This is a genomic window from Kitasatospora sp. McL0602 (assembly GCF_052076145.1).
Classification (GTDB): domain Bacteria; phylum Actinomycetota; class Actinomycetes; order Streptomycetales; family Streptomycetaceae; genus Kitasatospora.
The window spans coordinates 6,874,695-6,892,501 of record NZ_CP197246.1; the positions used below are offsets into that span (position 1 = coordinate 6,874,695).

Below are 17,807 nucleotides of genomic sequence, written 5' to 3' on the forward strand. Positions count from 1 at the left end.
GAGCAGCACCGCACCGCGGACCAGCAGCCTTCCCATGACCGTACGAACCGAGAGGCAGAGAAGAACGTGACCCCCTCCACCACCACCGAGGCAGCCGCGCTGGTGGCCCGGATCGACGGCAGCAAGCCGCTCAGCGCCGAGATCGTCGCCCTCGTCAACGCCCTGTGCGAGCAGGCCGAGGACTCCGACGGCACCGCCGTCGCCGTCCTGCACGTCAGCGGCGCTCCGGCCGAGGGCTGGTCGGCCGGCCTGCCCGTGCCGCTGGTCAACAAGTGGGAGCGCGCCCTGCGCCGCCTGGAGCGCCTGGACACCGCCACCGTCGCGGTGGCGACGGGGGAGGTCGGTGGCACCGCCTTCGAGCTGCTGCTCGCGACCGACCACCGGATCGCCACCGGCGGCACCAGCTTCACGCTGCCCGCCGACGACAGCGGTGTCTGGCCCGGGATGTCGGTCTACCGGCTGGCCAACCAGGTCGGCATCGCCGGCGCCCGCCGTGCCGTGCTCTTCGGCGCGCCGATCCCGGCCCTGCGGGCGCTGGAGCTGGGCCTCGTCGACGAGCTGGTCGAGGAGGCCGGCCAGGCCAAGGCGGTCGAGGCCGTCGCGGCCAGCGCCGGACGCTGGACGGGCATGCGCCGTCAGCTGATGCTGGACGCCGCCACGACCAGCTTCGAGACCGCCCTTGGCAGCCACCTCGCCGCCTGCGACCGCGTGCTTCGCCGGGAGCCGGCCGAGGCGCACTCGTGAGCCCCGCGGTCCCCGCCGGTCAGGCGGGGGCCGCCCCCGAGGCCGTCGACAGCGAACTGTCGGCCGCCGCCAAGCAGTTGGCGGAAGTCTCGGCGGGCGCGAACGAGCTGCTCGACTCCCTCCCGCTGCCCGCCGCGCGCACCCCCGAGCAGCAGGCTCGGGCGGCCGAGGCCAAGCACGCGGCCCGTGATCTCCGCAGCCGCTTCCTCGCGGTGCACGCCGAGGCCGTCTACGACCGGCTGACCGAGGGCCGCACCCGGTGGCTGCGGCTCCCCGAGCTGGTCGGGGCCGCCGCCGAGGCGTACCCCGGGCTCGTCCCCACCGCCGAGCGGACGGCCGAGGAGCGCACCCGCCAGCAGGCCGACAAGGACGGCCACGAGATCGACCACGGCATCTTCCTCAGCGCCGTGCTCCGCTCCCCGGTGAGCGGGCCGCACCTGATGGACGCGATGCTCCGGCCGACCGAACGCGCCTTGGAGCTGCTGCCCGAGTTCGAGCGCACCGGTGTCGTCCAGCTGCACTCCGTCCGGCTGGAGCGGCGTGGCACCGCCGCCCACCTGACGTTCTGCCGCGACGACTGCCTGAACGCCGAGGACAACCAGCAGGTCGAGGACGTCGAGACGGCCGTCGACCTCGCGCTGCTCGACCCGCAGGTGCACGTCGGGGTCTTCCGGGGCGGCGTCCAGACCCACCCCCGGTACAAGGGTCGCCGGGTGTTCAGTGCCGGGATCAACCTCAAGAGCCTGCACGGCGGCCAGATCTCGCTGGTCGACTTCCTGCTGCGCCGCGAGCTCGGCTACATCAGCAAGCTCGTCCGGGGTGTGCTGGCCGACCACGCGGGCTCCTGGCGCTCCCGCACCGTCGAGAAGCCGTGGGTGGCGGCCGTCGACACCTTCGCGATCGGCGGCGGCGCCCAGTTGATCATGGTCTTCGACCGGGTCATCGCCGGCGCCGACGCCTACTTCAGCCTGCCCGCCGCGCAGGAGGGCATCGTGCCCGGTGCCGGTAACCTGCGCCTGGCCCGGCTCACCGGCGGCCGGATCTCCCGTCAGGTGATCCTCTGGGGCCGCCGGATCTGGGCCACCGAGCCGGACGCGGCGCTGCTCTTCGACCAGGTCGTCGAGCCCGCCGAGCTGGACGAGGCGGTCGAGGAGGCGGTGCGCCGCCTCGACAGTCCGGCCGTGGTGACCAACCGCCGGATGGTCAACCTCGCCGAGGACCCGCCGGAGGCGTTCCGCCACTACATGGCGGAGTTCGCGCTCCAGCAGGTGCTGCGCCTCTACAGCGAGGACGTGATCGGCAAGGTCGGCCGCTTCTCGGCCGGGCGGAGCTCCGCGTGACGGAGGACGACCGGCCCCGGGTGGCGTACGAGAAGAAGGACCACGTCGCGTACGTGACGATGGACCGCCCCGAGGTGCTGAACGCGATGGACCTGCGGATGCACCAGGAGCTCGCGGCCGTCTGGGACGACGTCGAGGCGGACGACGAGATCCGGGCGGTGGTGCTGACCGGCGCGGGGGAGCGGGCCTTCTCGGTCGGCCAGGACCTGAAGGAGCGGGCCCGCCTCAACGCGGCGGGCACCGCCCCGACCACCTTCGGCAGCCGGGGCCTGCTCGGCTGGCCCCGGCTGACCGAGCGGTTCGCGCTCTCCAAGCCGGTGCTCGCCCGGGTGGACGGCTTCGCGCTCGGCGGTGGCTTCGAACTGGCTCTCGCCTGCGATCTGGTGGTCGCCTCGGAGCGCTCCGTCTTCGCCCTCCCGGAGGCCCGCCTCGGCCTGGTCCCCGGTGCGGGCGGTGCCTTCCGGCTGGCCCGGCAGCTGCCGCTCAAGACGGCTCTCGGCCATCTGATGACCGGTCGGCAGCTGACGGCGGCCCGCGCCTTCGAGCTGGGCCTGCTCAACGAGGTGGTGCCCGCCGCCGAGCTGGACGCCTGCGTGGCGGGCTGGGTGGCCGATCTGGTCGCGGCGGCCCCGCTCGCGGTGCGGGCGATCAAGGAGGCGGTGATGCGCTCGGTCGACCTGCCGCTGGAGCAGGCCTTCGCCACCCGGTACGTCTGGGAGGAGCGGCGGATGCACAGTCAGGACGCCGTCGAGGGCCCGCGCGCCTTCGCCGAGAAACGCCCACCGCGCTGGCAGGGCCGCTGAACAGGTAGCCGCACGGGCAGTTGCACCACCCAGGGGCGCGGGGAACCGCGCGAGGTCGGAAGGCTGCACCGGTGCCTTCCGGCTTCGCGCCGTTCCCCGCGCCCCTTCCTGCGTACCGGGTTGGCTTGATTCCTTCGCACTCCTGGTGTTCGCCGAGCTTCAGCGATATGTTGCTGACGATCGGCGAAGGAGGAACGACCATGTACCCGCCCTACCCGCCACCGCCGCCCCTGCCCCCGCCGCCACCCGAACCCTGGAGCCACGGCGGCGCCCACCGGCACCGCACCAGAACCCCCGACGTCCGGGCCGCCGCGCTGCTGCTGCTCGCCGAACGGCCCGTCAGCGGCTACCAGATCGTCCGCGAGCTGGACCGCCGCAGCCAGGGCATGTGGCGGCCCAGCGCGGGCTCCGTCTACCCGGCCCTCCAACTCCTCGAGGACGAGGGTCTGGCGCAGGCCAGCGGCGCCAAGGGCTCCCGCACCTTCCACCTCACGGAGGACGGCGAGCAGTACGTCGAGGCCAACCGCGCCGCCCTCGGCACCCCCTGGGAGGAGTGGATCAGCGGCCCCGACCAGCAGCTGACCGAGCTGCGCGGCCAACTCGCCCAACTGGTCGCAGCCGTGGAGCAGGTGGCGACCGCCGCCGAACCCGCACAGATCGAGCAGGCGGGCCGCACCCTGGCCCGCACCCGCCGCGAGCTCTACCTGATGCTCGCCGGAGCCGAACCGACGGACCAGCCGTCACCCTGAACCAGGAGGCCCACCCGATGAGCGGAACCGACACGGCACTCGACACCCCCCAGCAGGAGGTGCCGCTGCGCCGCAACCGGGGGTTCCAACTCCTCTGGGCCGGTTCGGTGCCCGCCTTCCTCGGCCGCCAGATGACCGACCTGGTCTACCCGCTGGTGGTGCTCGCCATCACCGGCTCGCCCGGCTGGGCGGGCGCCTTCGGCGGCGTGCAGATCTTCACCTCGCTGCTCTTCGGCATACCCGCGGGGGAGTTGGCCGACCGCTACGACCACCGGCGGCTGCTGCTCACCGTCGAGGCCGTCCGCGCGCTGGTAGCCACCAGCGTGGTGGTGGCCGTCCTGCTCGACTCGCTCACCCTCGGGCACCTGCTCGCCGTCGCGGTCGTGATCGGAGCCGCCCAGCCGCTCGGCGGCTCCACCCGGACGCTGCTGGTGCGCACCCTCGTCCCGAAGAGCCAGCTCACCGCCGCCCTCACCCAGGAGGAGGTGCGCAGCAACAGCGCCGCCCTGGCCGGGCCGCCGCTCGGCGGCTTCCTCTACGCCGTCGGCCACGTGGTGCCCTTCCTGGTCACGGCCGCCGGATTCGTCACGGCCTTCCTCTGCACCTTCTTCGTCCGGGTGCCCGCCGGGGCCGCCGCACCCAAGCGGCCCGCCGACGGCCTGCCGGTGCTGCGGCGGATGCTGGTCGGCCTGAACGCCCTGTGGAGCGATCCGACCCTTCGCGCGGGGATGCTCTTCGCCGCCGCGATGAACCTCGCCGGCGCCCCGATCATGCTGGTCACCGTCGTCCAACTCCGGCACCAGGGCGTCTCCTCCGGCGCCATCGGCCTCGCCACCATCGGCCTCGCCGTCGGCGGTCTGGCGGGCGCCGCGCTGGTCGGGCCGCTGCACCGGCTGCTGCGGCCCGGCATCCTGATCCTGAGCGTCGCGGCGGCCGAGGCCGTGCTCACCGCGCTGCTCGCGCTCCCGTGGGGCCCGTGGTGGCTGGCCGCCGTGCTCTTCGTGCTCGGCCTCAGCGGCCCCTCGGTCCGTGTCCTGGTCGACGTCCTGATCTTCCGCCAGGTGCCGGACGAGCAGCGCGGCCGGGCGATCAGCGCCTGCATGACCGTCTTCGGCGTCGGCGCCTCGATCGGCGTCTTCGGCTCCGGGATGCTGCTCCAGTTCCTCACCCCGACCGTCGCCATCCTGGCGCTGGCGGGCATCCTCACGCTGCTCGCCGCCGCAGGCTGGACCAGCCGCTCGCTGCGCGTCGCCGCCTGGCCCGAGGAGTAGGGCCCCCTCCGCTGCTGTTCCACGGCACCCCGGTCCCGCTCTGCGGGGCCGGGGTGCCGTGCGTTGCGCTGGCAGCAAGTGGTCCGGCCGCTCGTCCACGGTGGCGGGACTCTGTCAGGTAGCGGACAGCCACCGCTGTGACCAGTACCGGAAGGGCCGTCAGTTCCTAGGATGAGCGAGTCCGAGCAGGCTCCAACCGCCGTGCCGCGACTTCCCTTTGAATGTGACAGCCGCTCTCCGAAGAAGACTGGCAGGTGGACGGCAATGGCCGGAATCGAATCTGTGGAGGGGCTCTCCGTGTCCTTTTCTGACCTGGAAGCCACGCTCTGCGAGCTCTTCTCCGACATCCTGGGCGTCCCGGGCATCGAGCCCGACGACAGCTTCTTCGACTTCGGCGGCCACTCGCTGCTGGCGACCCGCCTGGTCAACCGCATCCGCGCCGAACTCGGCCTGGAGGCAGCGGCCCTGACCGTCTTCGAGGCGCCCACCCCGGCCAAGCTCGCCGCCGCGCTCGACAGCAGCGCCCCGGCCGCCCGCCGCACCCCGGTCACCGCGGTGACACCCCGCCCGGCCGACCTCCCGGCCTCCGCCGCCCAGCGCCGGCTCTGGTTCCTGCACCGGCTGCTCGGCGCGAGCGCCACCTACAACGTCCCGGTGGTGACCCGCCTCGCTGGCCCGCTCGACGTCCCGGCGCTCACGGCCGCCCTCGGTGACCTGCTCGCCCGGCACGAGGCCCTGCGCACCGTCCTCGCCGAGCAGGACGGCGAGCCGGTGCAGCGCATCCTCCCGGTCGATCAGGCCGGGCTGCCGCTGCACGTCAGCCACCCGGCCGACCCCGCCGCCGCGATCGCCGCCGCCTGCGGGCACACCTTCGACCTCGCCACCGACCTGCCGCTGCACGCCGAGCTGCTCCACCAGGGCCCGGACGAAGCCGTCCTGGTCCTGGTCATGCACCACATCGCCACCGACGGCTGGTCGATGGCCCCGCTGGCGGCCGACCTCTCGGCCGCGTACGCCGCCCGTGCCCAGGGCCGGGCCCCGCAGTGGCAGCCGCTGCCCGTGCAGTACGCCGACTACGCCCTCTGGCAGCGCGAGCAGCTCGGCAGCGCCGAGCTCGACCGCCAACTCGGCTACTGGCGCGAGAAGCTGGCCGCCCTGCCCGAGGAGCTGGTGCTCCCCGCCGACCGCCCGCGCCCCGTCCGCTCCTCCTACCGGGGCGGGCAGGTCAGCCACCCCCTCGGCGCGGACACCACCCTGGCCCTGCGCGAGCTGGCGGCCGAGCAGAACGCCACCGTCTTCATGGTCGCCCAGGCCGCCGTAGCCGCCCTGCTCACCCGGCTCGGCGCCGGCACCGACATCCCCCTCGGCACCGTCGTCTCCGGCCGCGCCGACGAGGCGCTCTCGGAGCTGGTCGGCTTCTTCGTCAACACCCTGGTCCTGCGCACCGACACCTCCGGCGACCCGACCTTCGCCGGTCTGCTCGCCCGCGTCCGCACCGACGCCCTCGCGGCGATGGACCACCAGGACCTCCCCTTCGACCTGCTCGTCGAGGAGCTCCAGCCCGTCCGTTCGCTCTCCCGCAACCCGCTCTACCAGGTCGCGTTCGGCGTCGAGGAGGAGTTCGCGCCGCTGCACGCAGAGGGGCTGTGCACCGAACTGCTCGCCGCACCCGTCGAGACCTCCCAGTTCGACCTGCTGGTGGTGCTCAAGGAGCGCGGCGGGCAGCTCGACCTCAAGGTCACCTACGCCACCGACCTGTTCGACCACGGGACGGCCGAGGCCCTCACCGGGCGGCTCGCCCGGCTGCTCACCCGGGCCGCCGCCGACCCGCAGGCCAGGCTCAGCGCCGTCGAGCTGATGTCGGAGCCCGAGCGGGAGCGCGTCCTCGGCGCCTGGAACGCCACCGCCGAGGCCGAACCCCGCACCTGGCCCGAGCTGTTCGAAGCCTGGGCCGCCGCAGCACCCGACACCCTCGCCGTCGAACACGGCGAAGACAAGCTGACGTACAGTCAACTCGACGAGCAGGCCAACCGGCTGGCCCGCTACCTGATCGGGCGCGGCGTCGGCCCCGACGTGCCCGTCGCCGTCTCGATGCGGCGCAGCTCCGACCTGGTGGTCGCCCAGCTCGCGGCCAACAAGGCCGGTGGCGCCTACTTCCCGGTCGACCCGGCCTACCCGCCCGCCCGGCGGCAGTTCATGCTCGACAACACCCGGCCCGGCGTGATGCTGATCGACGACCCGGCCCACCTCGACGGTCTCACCGCCGAGGCGACGCTGCTCGCCGACATCGCGCTCGACGACCACTCCCCGGCCCCCGTCACCGACGCCGACCGGCTGAGCCCGCTGCGCACCGCCAACACCTGCTACGTCATCTACACCTCCGGCTCCACCGGCGTGCCCAAGGGCGTCTGTGTCGCCCACACCGGCATAGCCAGGATGGCCCGCCGCCACGGCGACTACGTGCGCGGCCCCGGCAACCGGGTGCTCCAGCTCGCCTCGATCGGCTTCGACGGGTCGGTCTGGGAGATGGCCATGGCCCTGCTCACCGGTGGCACGCTCGTCGTCGGCGACCCGGAGGAGCTGCTCACCGGCGCCACCCGCGCCGCCGGGGTCACCCATGTCACGGTGACGCCCTCGCTGTTGGCCGCCCTCCCGGCCGACGCGCTGCCGCACGGCGCCGTCATCATCACCGCGAGCGAGGCCTGCCCGGACGGCCTGGTGGAGAACTGGACCGCCCATCACACCCTGGTCAACTCCTACGGCCCGACGGAGACCACCGTCTGCGCCACCGGCACCTTCCTGAGGCCGGGCGAGCCCGTCAGCATCGGCGGCCCGGTCGCCGCCACCCAGGTCTACGTCCTGGACGAGGCCCTGCGGCCCGTCGTCCCCGGAGTCGCCGGCGAACTCTACGTCGCCGGCATCGGGTTGGCGCGCGGCTACGTCGCCCGGCCCGACCTGACCGCGAGCCGGTTCACCGCCAACCCCTTCGGCGCGCCCGGCGAGCGGATGTACCGGACGGGCGACGTGGTGCGCTGGACGCCCGACGGCCGGCTGATCTTCGCCGGCCGGGCCGACGACCAGGTCAAGATCCGTGGCTTCCGGATCGAACTCGGCGAGGTGGAGGCCGCGTTGGCCGCCCTCCCGGGCATCCGGCAGGTCGCCGTCGTGGTCCGCGAGGACCAGCCCGGCGACAAGCGCCTGGTCGCCTACCTCGTCCCCGAGGCCCGTACCGAGGTCGAGGCCGCCGCCCTGCGCACGGCGCTCGCCGACCGCCTCCCCGAGTACATGGCTCCGTCGGCGTTCGTCGCGCTCGACGCCATCCCGATGACGCCCAACGCCAAGCTGGACCGCGCCCGGCTGCCTGCCCCCGACTACGCCCTCGCGGCCGGCTCCCGCACCCCGCGCACGCCGCAGGAGGAGATCCTCTGCGGCCTCTTCGGCGAGCTGCTCGGAGCAGCCCAGGTCGGCATCGACGACAGCTTCTTCGACCTCGGCGGGCACTCCCTGCTCGCCACCCGCCTGGTCAACTCCATCCGCACGGCCTTCGCCGTCGACATCGACCTGCGCACCCTCTTCGAGGCCCCGACCGTCGCCGGCCTGGCCGCCCGCCTCGCCGACGCCCGCGCCTCCCGCACACCCGTGGTGGCCGTCCAGCCACGCCCGGAGCAGCTGCCGCTCTCCTCGGCGCAGCGCCGCCTCTGGTTCCTGCACCGCCTGAACGGCCCCAGCGCCACCTACAACGCCCCGCTCGTGACCCACATCCGGGGCGCGCTCGACACCGACGCGCTCGCAGCCGCCCTCACCGACGTGACGGGCCGCCACGAGTCGCTCCGCACGGTGTACGGGGAGATCGACAGCGAGCCCGTCCAGCGCGTGATCCCGGCGGACCAGGCCCGGGTGCCCGTGCGGCTGACCCGCTGCGCACAGGCCGACGTCGAGGCCGCCGTCGCCGCCGCGTGCGGCCACGTCTTCGACCTGGAGACCGATCTCCCGCTCCACGCCGAGTTGATCGACTCCGGCACCGAGGCTTCCGTCCTGGTCGTGGTGATGCACCACATCGCCACCGACGGCTGGTCGATGGCCCCGTTCACGGCCGACCTGTCGGCTGCGTACGCGGCGCGGTTGGGCGGCGGTGCGCCGGTGTGGGAGCCGCTGCCGGTGCAGTACGCCGACTACGCCCTCTGGCAGCAGGACCAGGACACTGAGGGGGAGTCGGCCCACTGGCGGGACACGCTCGCAGGCCTGCCCGAGGAGCTGTCGCTCCCGACGGACCGTCCGCGCCCGATGCGCGCGTCCTACCGGGGTGGCCGGATCGAGCTCGCGCTGGACGCCGAGACGGCCGACAGGGTACGGGAGCTGGCGCGTCTTCATGACGTGACGCCGTTCATGGTGGGGCAGGCTGCGGTTGCGGCTTTGCTGACCAGGCTCGGTGCCGGGACGGATCTGCCGCTCGGGACGGTGGTGGCCGGTCGTGGTGACGAGGCGCTGTCCGAGCTGGTTGGCTTCTTCGTCAACACCGTGGTGCTGCGGACGGACACCGCTGGTGACCCGACGATCGGGGAGCTGCTGGCCCGAGTGCGGGCTGCTGACCTGGCCGCGTTCGCGCACCAGGAGCTGCCCTTCGACCGGCTGGTCGAGGACCTTCAGCCGGCGCGGTCGCTGGCTCGCCACCCGCTCTTCCAGGTGGCCATCGGCTGGCAGAGCGGCGCGGGCCCTGAGCTGCGGCTGCCCGGGGTGGAGTGCAGCCCCGGTGCGATCGCCCTTGACGTGGCCAAGTTCGACCTCGACTTCGAGTTCGTCGAACGCCCCGAGCAGGGGCTGAGCCTCCAGGTCGAGTACGCGGACGACCTCTTCGACCGTGGTTCGGCGGCGCTGCTCGGTGAGCGGCTGGTGCGGGTGCTGGGTCAGCTGTCGGCCGGGCTGCGGCTCTCCGAGGTCGAGGTGGTGTCGGCGGAGGAGTGTGCGGAGCTGGTGGCGTGGGGGTGTGGTTCGGTGGTGCCTGCTGCACTCGGCGGTCTGCTGTCGGTGTTCGACGCGCGGGTGGCGGAGGCTCCTGACGCGGTGGCTCTTTCGGCGGGTGAACTCTCTCTGAGCTACCGGGAGTTGTCGGGCCGGGTTGACGCCCTGGCGGGTGCGTTGGTGGCTGCCGGGGTGGGGCGCGAAACTCTCGTGCCGGTGTTGATGGAGCGCTCTGCCGATGTGGTGGTGGCGCTGCTGGCGGTGCTGCGGGCGGGTGGTGCCTATCTGCCGGTGCACACGCGGTATCCGGTGGCGCGGATGGCGGTGGTGCTCGCTGGTGCTCCGTTGGTGATCGCTGACGAGACCTGGGCCGGGCACGAGGTGCTGAACGGCCACCGGGTGGTGTCCGCGAAGGCCGTGGGTGAGCCCGTCGAGTGGCCGGTGGTCGATCCTGCCGAGTTGGCGTACGTGATGTTCACGTCCGGGTCGACGGGTGAGCCGAAGGGCATCGGCATCACCCAGCAGGGCGTGATCGACCTCGCACAGGACGCCAGTTGGGGCGTCGGTCCGGGCTGCTCCGTCCTCTTCCAGTCGCCGCACGCGTTCGACGGGTCGACGTACGAGATCTGGGCGGCGCTGCTCTCGGGCGGACGAATCGTCGTCGGCCCTCCGGGTGAGTTGGACGCCGCCGGCGTACGCCGCCTGGTCACTGTGCGCGGGGTGACCCATCTGAGCGTGACGGCAGGCCTGTTTCGGGTGATCGCCGAGGACGACCCGGCTGCGCTGGCCGGTCTGGCTGAGGTCACCACGGGTGGTGACGTGATCTCCGCCCATGCGGTCACCCGGGCGCTTGAGGCTGCGCCGGGCCTGGTTGTGCGGACGACGTACGGGCCGACGGAGGCGACGCTGTGTGTGACGGAGCACGGCTGGCGGGCCGGTGACGAGCTGGGTGCTCTGGTGCCGCTCGGCAGTGCGATGGAGGGGACGCGGTTGCTGGTCCTGGACGAGCGGTTGCGGCCTGTTGCGCCGGGTGTGGCGGGGGAGTTGTACATCTCCGGTTCGGGTCTCGCGCGGGGGTATGTGGGTCGGGCGGGGTTGACGGCGGAGCGGTTCGTCGCGGATCCGTACGGCGGCCCGGGGGAGCGGATGTACCGCACCGGTGACACCGTCCGCTGGACGCCGGGCGGTGAGCTGCTCTTCGCCGGGCGCGGCGACGGCCAGGTCAAGATCCGGGGCTTCCGGATCGAACTCGGCGAGGTGGAAGCCGTGTTGGCGGCCGTGCCGGGTATCGGCCAGGCGGCCGTCATCGTCCGGGAGGACCGTCCGGGCGACAAGCGCCTGGTCGGCTACCTCGTCCCCGAGGCTGGTGCGATGCTGGACGTCGACACGGTCGTCAGCTATCTCTCCGACCGTCTGCCCGACTACATGGTCCCCTCCGCCTTCGCGGCGCTGGAGGCCCTGCCGCTGACGATCAACGGCAAGCTCGACCGGGAGGCCCTGCCCGCGCCCGACTACTCCGTGGCCTCCACCGGGCGTGCCCCGCGCAACCCGAAGGAAGAAGCGCTCTGCGCGCTCTTCGCCGAGGTGCTCGGCCTGCCCGAAGTCGGCATCGACGACAGCTTCTTCGAACTCGGCGGCCACTCCCTGCTCGCGACCCGCCTGGTCAACCGGGTCCGGGCGGTGATGGGGGCGGAGTTGATCGTCCGGGCCGTCTTCGAGGCCCCGACCGTCGCCCAACTCGTCCTGCTCGCACAGGAGAGCTCCGACACGGGACGATCCGGTGTGGTGCCGGTGGTGCCGCGTCCGGTGGTGGTGCCGTTGTCGGCGGCGCAGCGGCGGCTGTGGTTCATGTACCGCTTGGACGGGCCGAGTACGACGTACAACGTGCCGGTGGTGGTGCGGGTGCGGGGTGCGTTGGACCGTGAGGTGCTGTCGGCGGCGCTGGGTGATGTGGTGGGCCGGCACGAGGTGCTGCGGACGGTGTTCGCCGAGGTGGACGGCGAGCCGGTGCAGCTGGTCCGTCCGGCGGGGCCGCTGCCGGTCTTCGAGGGTGTGAGCGTCGCGGCGGCGTGTGGTCATCTCTTCGACCTGGCAGCGGAGTTGCCGATCCGGGCGGAGGTCGTCGGGGATACGTTGGTGGTGGTGACGCACCACATCGCGACCGACGGCTGGTCGATGGTGCCGTTCATGGCGGACCTGTCGGCTGCGTACGCGGCCCGGCTGGGCGGCAACGCGCCGGTGTGGGAGCCGCTGCCGGTGCAGTACGCCGACTATGCGCTCTGGCAGCAGGGCCAGGACACCGAGGGGGAGTTGGCGTACTGGCGCCGCGCTCTCGCCGGTGCACCGGAGGAGCTGGTACTGCCGACGGATCGCCCGCGCCCGGCGCAGGCCTCGTACCGGGGTGGCCGGGTGGACATCCCGGTCGACACCGCCACGGCCGAGGGCCTGCGCGAGCTGGCCCGCGCCCACGACGTGACCTCGTTCATGGTCGCCCAGGCAGCCGTCGCGGCCCTGTTGACCCGCCTCGGCGCGGGCACGGACATCCCCCTCGGCACACCGGTGGCCGGCCGCGACGACGACGCACTCACCGACCTGATCGGCTTCTTCGTCAACACGGTGGTGCTGCGGACGGACACCAGTGGTGACCCGGCTTTCGCCGAGCTGCTCGGGCGGGTGCGGGAGGCGGATCTCGCCGCGTTCGAGCACCAGGCGCTGCCCTTCGACCGCCTCGTCGAGGAGCTGCACCCCACCCGCTCGCTCGCCCGCCACCCCCTCTTCCAGATCGCCCTGGCCTGGCAGAGCGGCTCGCTGCCGCCCCTGGACCTTCCCGGTGCGGTCTGCGAGCACCAGCACGAGGCCGTCTCGCTCGGCGCGGCCAAGTTCGATCTCGATTTCGAGTTCGCCGAGGACTCGACCGGGCTGCGCCTGCGGATCGGGTACGCGGACGACCTGTTCGACGCCCCGACGGTCCAGTTGCTGGGCGAGCGCCTGGTCCGGGTCCTCTCCCAGGTCGGTGCCTCGGCGCAGGTACGGCTGAGCGGGCTGGAGATCCTCTCGGGCGACGAGCGGCAGCTCCTCGGCGCCTGGAGCAGCGGCCCGGACGTCGAACCGGCCACCTTCGGCGCGCTGTTCGCCCAGCAGGTGGCCCGCGACCCCGCCGCGACGGCGGTCGAGCACGACGGCGAGAGCCTCACCTACGCGCAGCTCGACGCCCGCGCCAACCGCCTGGCCCATCACCTCGTCGCGTGCGGCGTCGGCCCGGAGATACCGGTCGCGGTGTCGATGGCCCGCGGCACCGGGCTGGTCACCGCCCTGCTGGCCGTGCTGAAGGCGGGCGGCGTCTACTTCCCGGTCGACCCGGCCTACCCCGCCGCCCGCAAGGCGTTCATGATCGCCGACACGGTGCCGCTGCTGACCCTCGACGACACCGCCGGCGACCTCGACCTCACCGCACACCCCGACACCGCGCCCGACGCCCGCATCCACCACGGCAACACCTGCTACCTGATCTACACCTCCGGCTCCACCGGCACCCCCAAGGGCACCGCCGTCCCGCACACCGGCCTGTCACGCCTGGTGAGTTCGCACATCGACGCGCTCGGGGTCGGCCCGGGGAGCCGGGTCCTCCAGCTCGCCTCGATCGGCTTCGACTCCTCGGTGGCGGAGATCCTGATGGCGCTGCTGGCAGGCGCCGTGCTCCGGATCGGCGACCCGGTGGCACTCCCGGTGGCGGGCCCGGACGAACCGATGGTGGCCGGGGTGACGCACGTGACGGTGCCGCCGTCACTGCTCGGGGCGCTGCCCGAACACGCCCTGCCGAAGGGCGCCGTCATCATCACGGCCGGTGAAGCCTGCCCGGACGCGCTGGTCGATCTCTGGTCGGTGGACCATCGGCTGGTCAACCTGTACGGCCCGACCGAGGTCACCGTCTGCTCGACCGGCACCTTCCTCACCCCGGGCGAGCCGGTCACCATCGGCGTCCCGATCGCCGGCACCCGGGCCTATGTCCTCGACGACTCGCTCAACCCGGTACCTCCGGGCGTCGCAGGGGAGTTGTACCTCGCGGGCAGCGGCCTGGCACGCGGCTACCTCGGCCGAACGGGCCTCACCGCGAGCCGTTTCACCGCCAACCCGTACGGCGCCCCCGGCGAGCGGATGTACCGCACCGGCGACGTCGTCCGCTGGACGGCCGACGGACGGCTCAGCTACCAGGGCCGGGCCGACGACCAGGTCAAGATCCGGGGCTTCCGGATCGAACTCGGCGAGATCGAGACAGCGTTGGCCCCGGCCGAGGGCGTCCGCCAGGTCGCCGTCGTGGTCCGCGAGGACCGTCCGGGTGACCGCCAGCTGGTCGCCTATCTGGTGCCCGAGCCCGGCGCGCAGCTCGATCTTCCCGCCCTCCGCGCGGGCCTCGCCGACCGGCTGCCGGACTATCTCGTACCCGCGGCCTTTGCGACGCTGGAGTCCCTCCCGCTCACCGTCAACGGCAAGTTGGACCGGGCAGCGCTCCCCGCACCCGACTACGCCTCCTCCGCCGTGCGGCGCGCGCCGCGCACCCCGCAGGAGGAGATCCTCTGCGGACTGTTCGCCGGACTGCTCGGTGCACCCGAGGTCGGCATCGACGACAGCTTCTTCGACCTCGGCGGCCACTCGCTGCTCGCGACGAAGCTGGTCAACCGGGTACGGGCCGTGCTGGGCGCGGAGTTGACGGTCCGATCCGTGTTCGAGGCCCCGACGGTGGCCGGCCTGGTGCCGCGCATCGCAGCGGCCGCCCGTGGTGCTCGAATGGGAGTGGTGGCAGTGACGTCTCGTCCGGCTGTGGTGCCGTTGTCCTCGGCGCAGCGTCGGCTGTGGTTCATGTACCGCCTGGACGGCCCGAGCGCCACGTACAACGTGCCGGTGGTGACCCACCTCCGGGGCGCCGTCGACCGTGAAGCACTGGCAGCCGCCCTCGGCGACGTGGTCGGGCGGCACGAGGCGCTGCGGACGGTCTTCGCGGAGAGCGACGGCACGCCGGGCCAGATCGTCGTCCCGGCCGACCAGGCCGTGATCGGTCTGACGGAGACCCGCTGCGAGCCGGTGGACGCCGAGGCGGCGATCGCCGCCGCCTGCGGCCACGTCTTCGACCTGGAGGCCGATCTCCCGCTCTACGCCGAGTTGGTCGACTCCGGAGCCGAAGAGACCACCCTCGTCCTGGTGATGCACCACATCGCCACCGACGGCTGGTCGATGGGCCCGTTCGCGGCCGACCTCGCGGCGGCGTACGAAGCCCGGCTCGGCGGTGCCGCACCGGCCTGGGAGCCGCTGCCCGTGCAGTACACCGACTACGCGCTCTGGCAGCGCGACCTGCTCGACGCGGTCGGCGAGCCCGACAGTGAACTCGGTCGCCAACTCGCCCACTGGAGCAAGACCCTGGCTGGCGCCCCGGAGGAGCTGGCGCTCCCCGCCGACCGGCCGCGCCCGCTGCGCGCCTCCTACCGGGGCGGCCGCATCCAGCTGCCGGTGGAGACCGAGATCGCGGGCGGGCTGCGCGAACTGGCCCGGACGAACGACGTGACGGTCTTCATGGTCGCCCAGGCCGCAGTGGCGGCTCTGCTGACCAGGCTAGGCGCCGGTACGGACATCCCCCTCGGCACGGTGGTCGCCGGCCGCGCCGACGACGCCCTCTCCGACCTGGTGGGCTTCTTCGTCAACACGCTGGTGCTGCGCATCGACACCGCCGGAGACCCGTCCTTCGCGGAGCTGCTGGCCCGCGTCCGCACGGCCGACCTGGCAGCGTTCGAGCGCCAGGACCTCCCCTTCGACCGCCTGATCGAGGAGCTCCAGCCCAGCCGCTCGCTCGCCCGTCACCCGCTCTTCCAGGTCGCCGTGGCCTGGGAGACCGGCGACGACACGGCCCTCGCCCTCCCCGGCCTGACGACCAGGGCCGGTGCGGCCGTCCTCGACGCGGCCAAGTTCGACCTGGAGTTCGGCTTCGCCGAGAACCTCGACGGCAGCCTGGCCCTGGTGGTCGGCTACGCGGACGACCTCTTCGACCGCAGCACGGCCGAGACCCTCGGCGGCCGCTTGCTCCGCCTCCTCGCCCAGGTCACCGAGACCGCTGAACTCCCGCTCAGCTCGCTGGAGGTGGTGTCGGCGGAGGAGTGTGCGGAGTTGGTGGCGCAGGGGTGTGGTTCGGTGGTGCCTGCTGCGCTCGGTGGTCTGCTGTCGGTGTTCGACGCGCGGGTGGCGGAGTCGCCTGACGCGGTGGCGGTGTCTGCGGGTGAACTGTCGCTGAGCTACCGGGGGTTGTCGGAGCGAGTTGATGCGCTGGCGGGTGCGTTGGTGGCTGCCGGGGTGGGGCGCGAAACTCTCGTGCCGGTGTTGATGGAGCGCTCTGCCGATGTGGTGGTGGCGTTGTTGGCGGTGTTGCGTGCGGGTGGTGCGTATCTGCCGGTGCACACGCGGTATCCGGTGGCGCGGATGGCGGCGGTGCTGGGTGACGCTGCGCTGGTGGTCGCGGACGGGACGTGGGCCGGGCACGAGGTGTTGAGCGGCCGCCGGGTGGTGTCGGCGAAGGCTGTGGGTGAGCCGGTCGAGTGGCCGATGGTGGATCCTGGCGAGTTGGCGTATGTGATGTTCACGTCCGGGTCGACGGGTGAGCCGAAGGGTATCGGTGTCACTCAGCAGGGTGTGATCGACCTTGCACAGGACGGCAGTTGGGGTGTGGGTCCGGGGTCGTCGGTGTTGTTCCATGCGCCGCATGCGTTCGACGGTTCGACGTACGAGATCTGGGCGGCGCTGCTCTCGGGTGGGCGGGTGGTGGTGGCGCCGGCGGGTGAGCTGGATGCGGGTGTGCTGCGTGGGCTCGGGTCGGTGACTCATCTGAGTGTGACGGCGGGTCTGTTCCGGGTGATCGCGGAGGATGATCCGGGGGCGTTCGCTCATCTGGTGGAGGTGACGACCGGTGGTGATGTGATCTCGGCGCATGCTGTGGCTCGGGTGCTGGAGGCTGCGCCGTCGACGATTGTGCGGACGACGTACGGTCCGACGGAGGCGACGCTGTGTGTGACGGAGCATGGTTGGCGTGCCGGTGACGAGCTGGGTGCTCTGGTGCCGCTCGGCAGTGCGATGGAGGGGACGCGGCTGTTGGTCCTGGACGAGCGGTTGCGGCCGGTTGCGCCGGGTGTGGCGGGGGAGTTGTACATCTCCGGGTCGGGTCTTGCGCGGGGGTATGTGGGTCGGGCGGGGTTGACGGCGGAGCGGTTTGTTGCGGATCCGTTCGGTGGTCCGGGGGAGCGGATGTACCGCACCGGTGACACGGTGCGCTGGACGCCGGGCGGTGAGCTGCTCTTCGCGGGGCGTGGTGACGGCCAGGTGAAGATCCGTGGTTTCCGGATCGAACTGGGTGAGGTGGAGGCCGTGTTGGCGGCTGTGCCGGGTGTCGGTCAGGCGGCGGTCATCGTCCGGGAGGACCGTCCGGGTGACAAGCGCCTGGTCGGCTACCTCGTCCCCGAACCCGGCGCCGAGCTGGACGTCGACACGGTCGTCAGCTATCTTTCCGACCGTCTGCCCGACTACATGGTCCCCTCCGCCTTCGCCGTCCTGGAGGCCCTGCCGCTGACGATCAACGGCAAGCTCGACCGGGAGGCCCTGCCCGCGCCCGACTACGCAGCCGTCTCCACCGGCCGTGCCCCGCGCAACCCGCAGGAGGAAGCGCTCTGCGCGCTCTTCGCCGAGGTGCTCGGCCTGCCCGAAGTCGGCATCGACGACAGCTTCTTCGACCTCGGCGGCCACTCCCTCCTCGCGACCCGCCTGGTCAACCGCATCCGCGTCAGTCTCGGCGTCGAGGTGACCGTACGCACGGTTTTCGAGGCCCCGACCGTGGCCGGACTGGCGCCGAATCTGGCGTCCGGCCGGCGTGCACGACCCAAGCTTCGTCCCAAGGCCCGCTGAAAGAAC

At 72.7% G+C, this 17,807-nt stretch carries 6 protein-coding genes; all 6 read left to right on the top strand.

Annotated features, from left to right (window positions below):
• Positions 1–66: 66 nt before the first annotated feature.
• The 6 genes from dpgB (at position 67) to ACR68M_RS31160 (ending at position 17,801) form a co-directional block, all read left to right on the top strand.
• Entirely contained in the window at positions 67–744 is a 678-nt protein-coding gene (gene dpgB, locus ACR68M_RS31135; protein ID WP_441247489.1) for an enoyl-CoA-hydratase DpgB, read from the top strand.
• Between the two features lie 56 nt (positions 745–800).
• The gene (gene dpgC / locus ACR68M_RS31140; protein WP_441251760.1) at positions 801–2,084 is read left to right on the top strand and encodes a (3,5-dihydroxyphenyl)acetyl-CoA 1,2-dioxygenase DpgC; all 1,284 of its coding nucleotides are present in this window, start codon (positions 801–803) and stop codon (positions 2,082–2,084) included.
• Entirely contained in the window at positions 2,081–2,887 is an 807-nt protein-coding gene (gene dpgD / locus ACR68M_RS31145; protein WP_441247490.1) for an enoyl-CoA-hydratase DpgD, read from the top strand. Before dpgC ends, dpgD begins: the two co-directional genes overlap by 4 nt.
• 200 nt (positions 2,888–3,087) lie before the next feature.
• Positions 3,088–3,636, top strand: a complete 549-nt coding sequence (locus tag ACR68M_RS31150) for a PadR family transcriptional regulator (RefSeq protein WP_441247491.1) — start codon at positions 3,088–3,090, stop codon at positions 3,634–3,636.
• A 17-nt stretch (positions 3,637–3,653) separates the two neighbouring features.
• Positions 3,654–4,907, top strand: a complete 1,254-nt coding sequence (locus tag ACR68M_RS31155) for an MFS transporter (protein ID WP_441247492.1) — start codon at positions 3,654–3,656, stop codon at positions 4,905–4,907.
• A 297-nt stretch (positions 4,908–5,204) separates the two neighbouring features.
• Positions 5,205–17,801: an amino acid adenylation domain-containing protein gene (locus ACR68M_RS31160; protein ID WP_441247493.1), complete on the top strand. Its 12,597-nt coding sequence runs from the start codon at positions 5,205–5,207 to the stop codon at positions 17,799–17,801.
• Positions 17,802–17,807 lie beyond the last annotated feature (6 nt).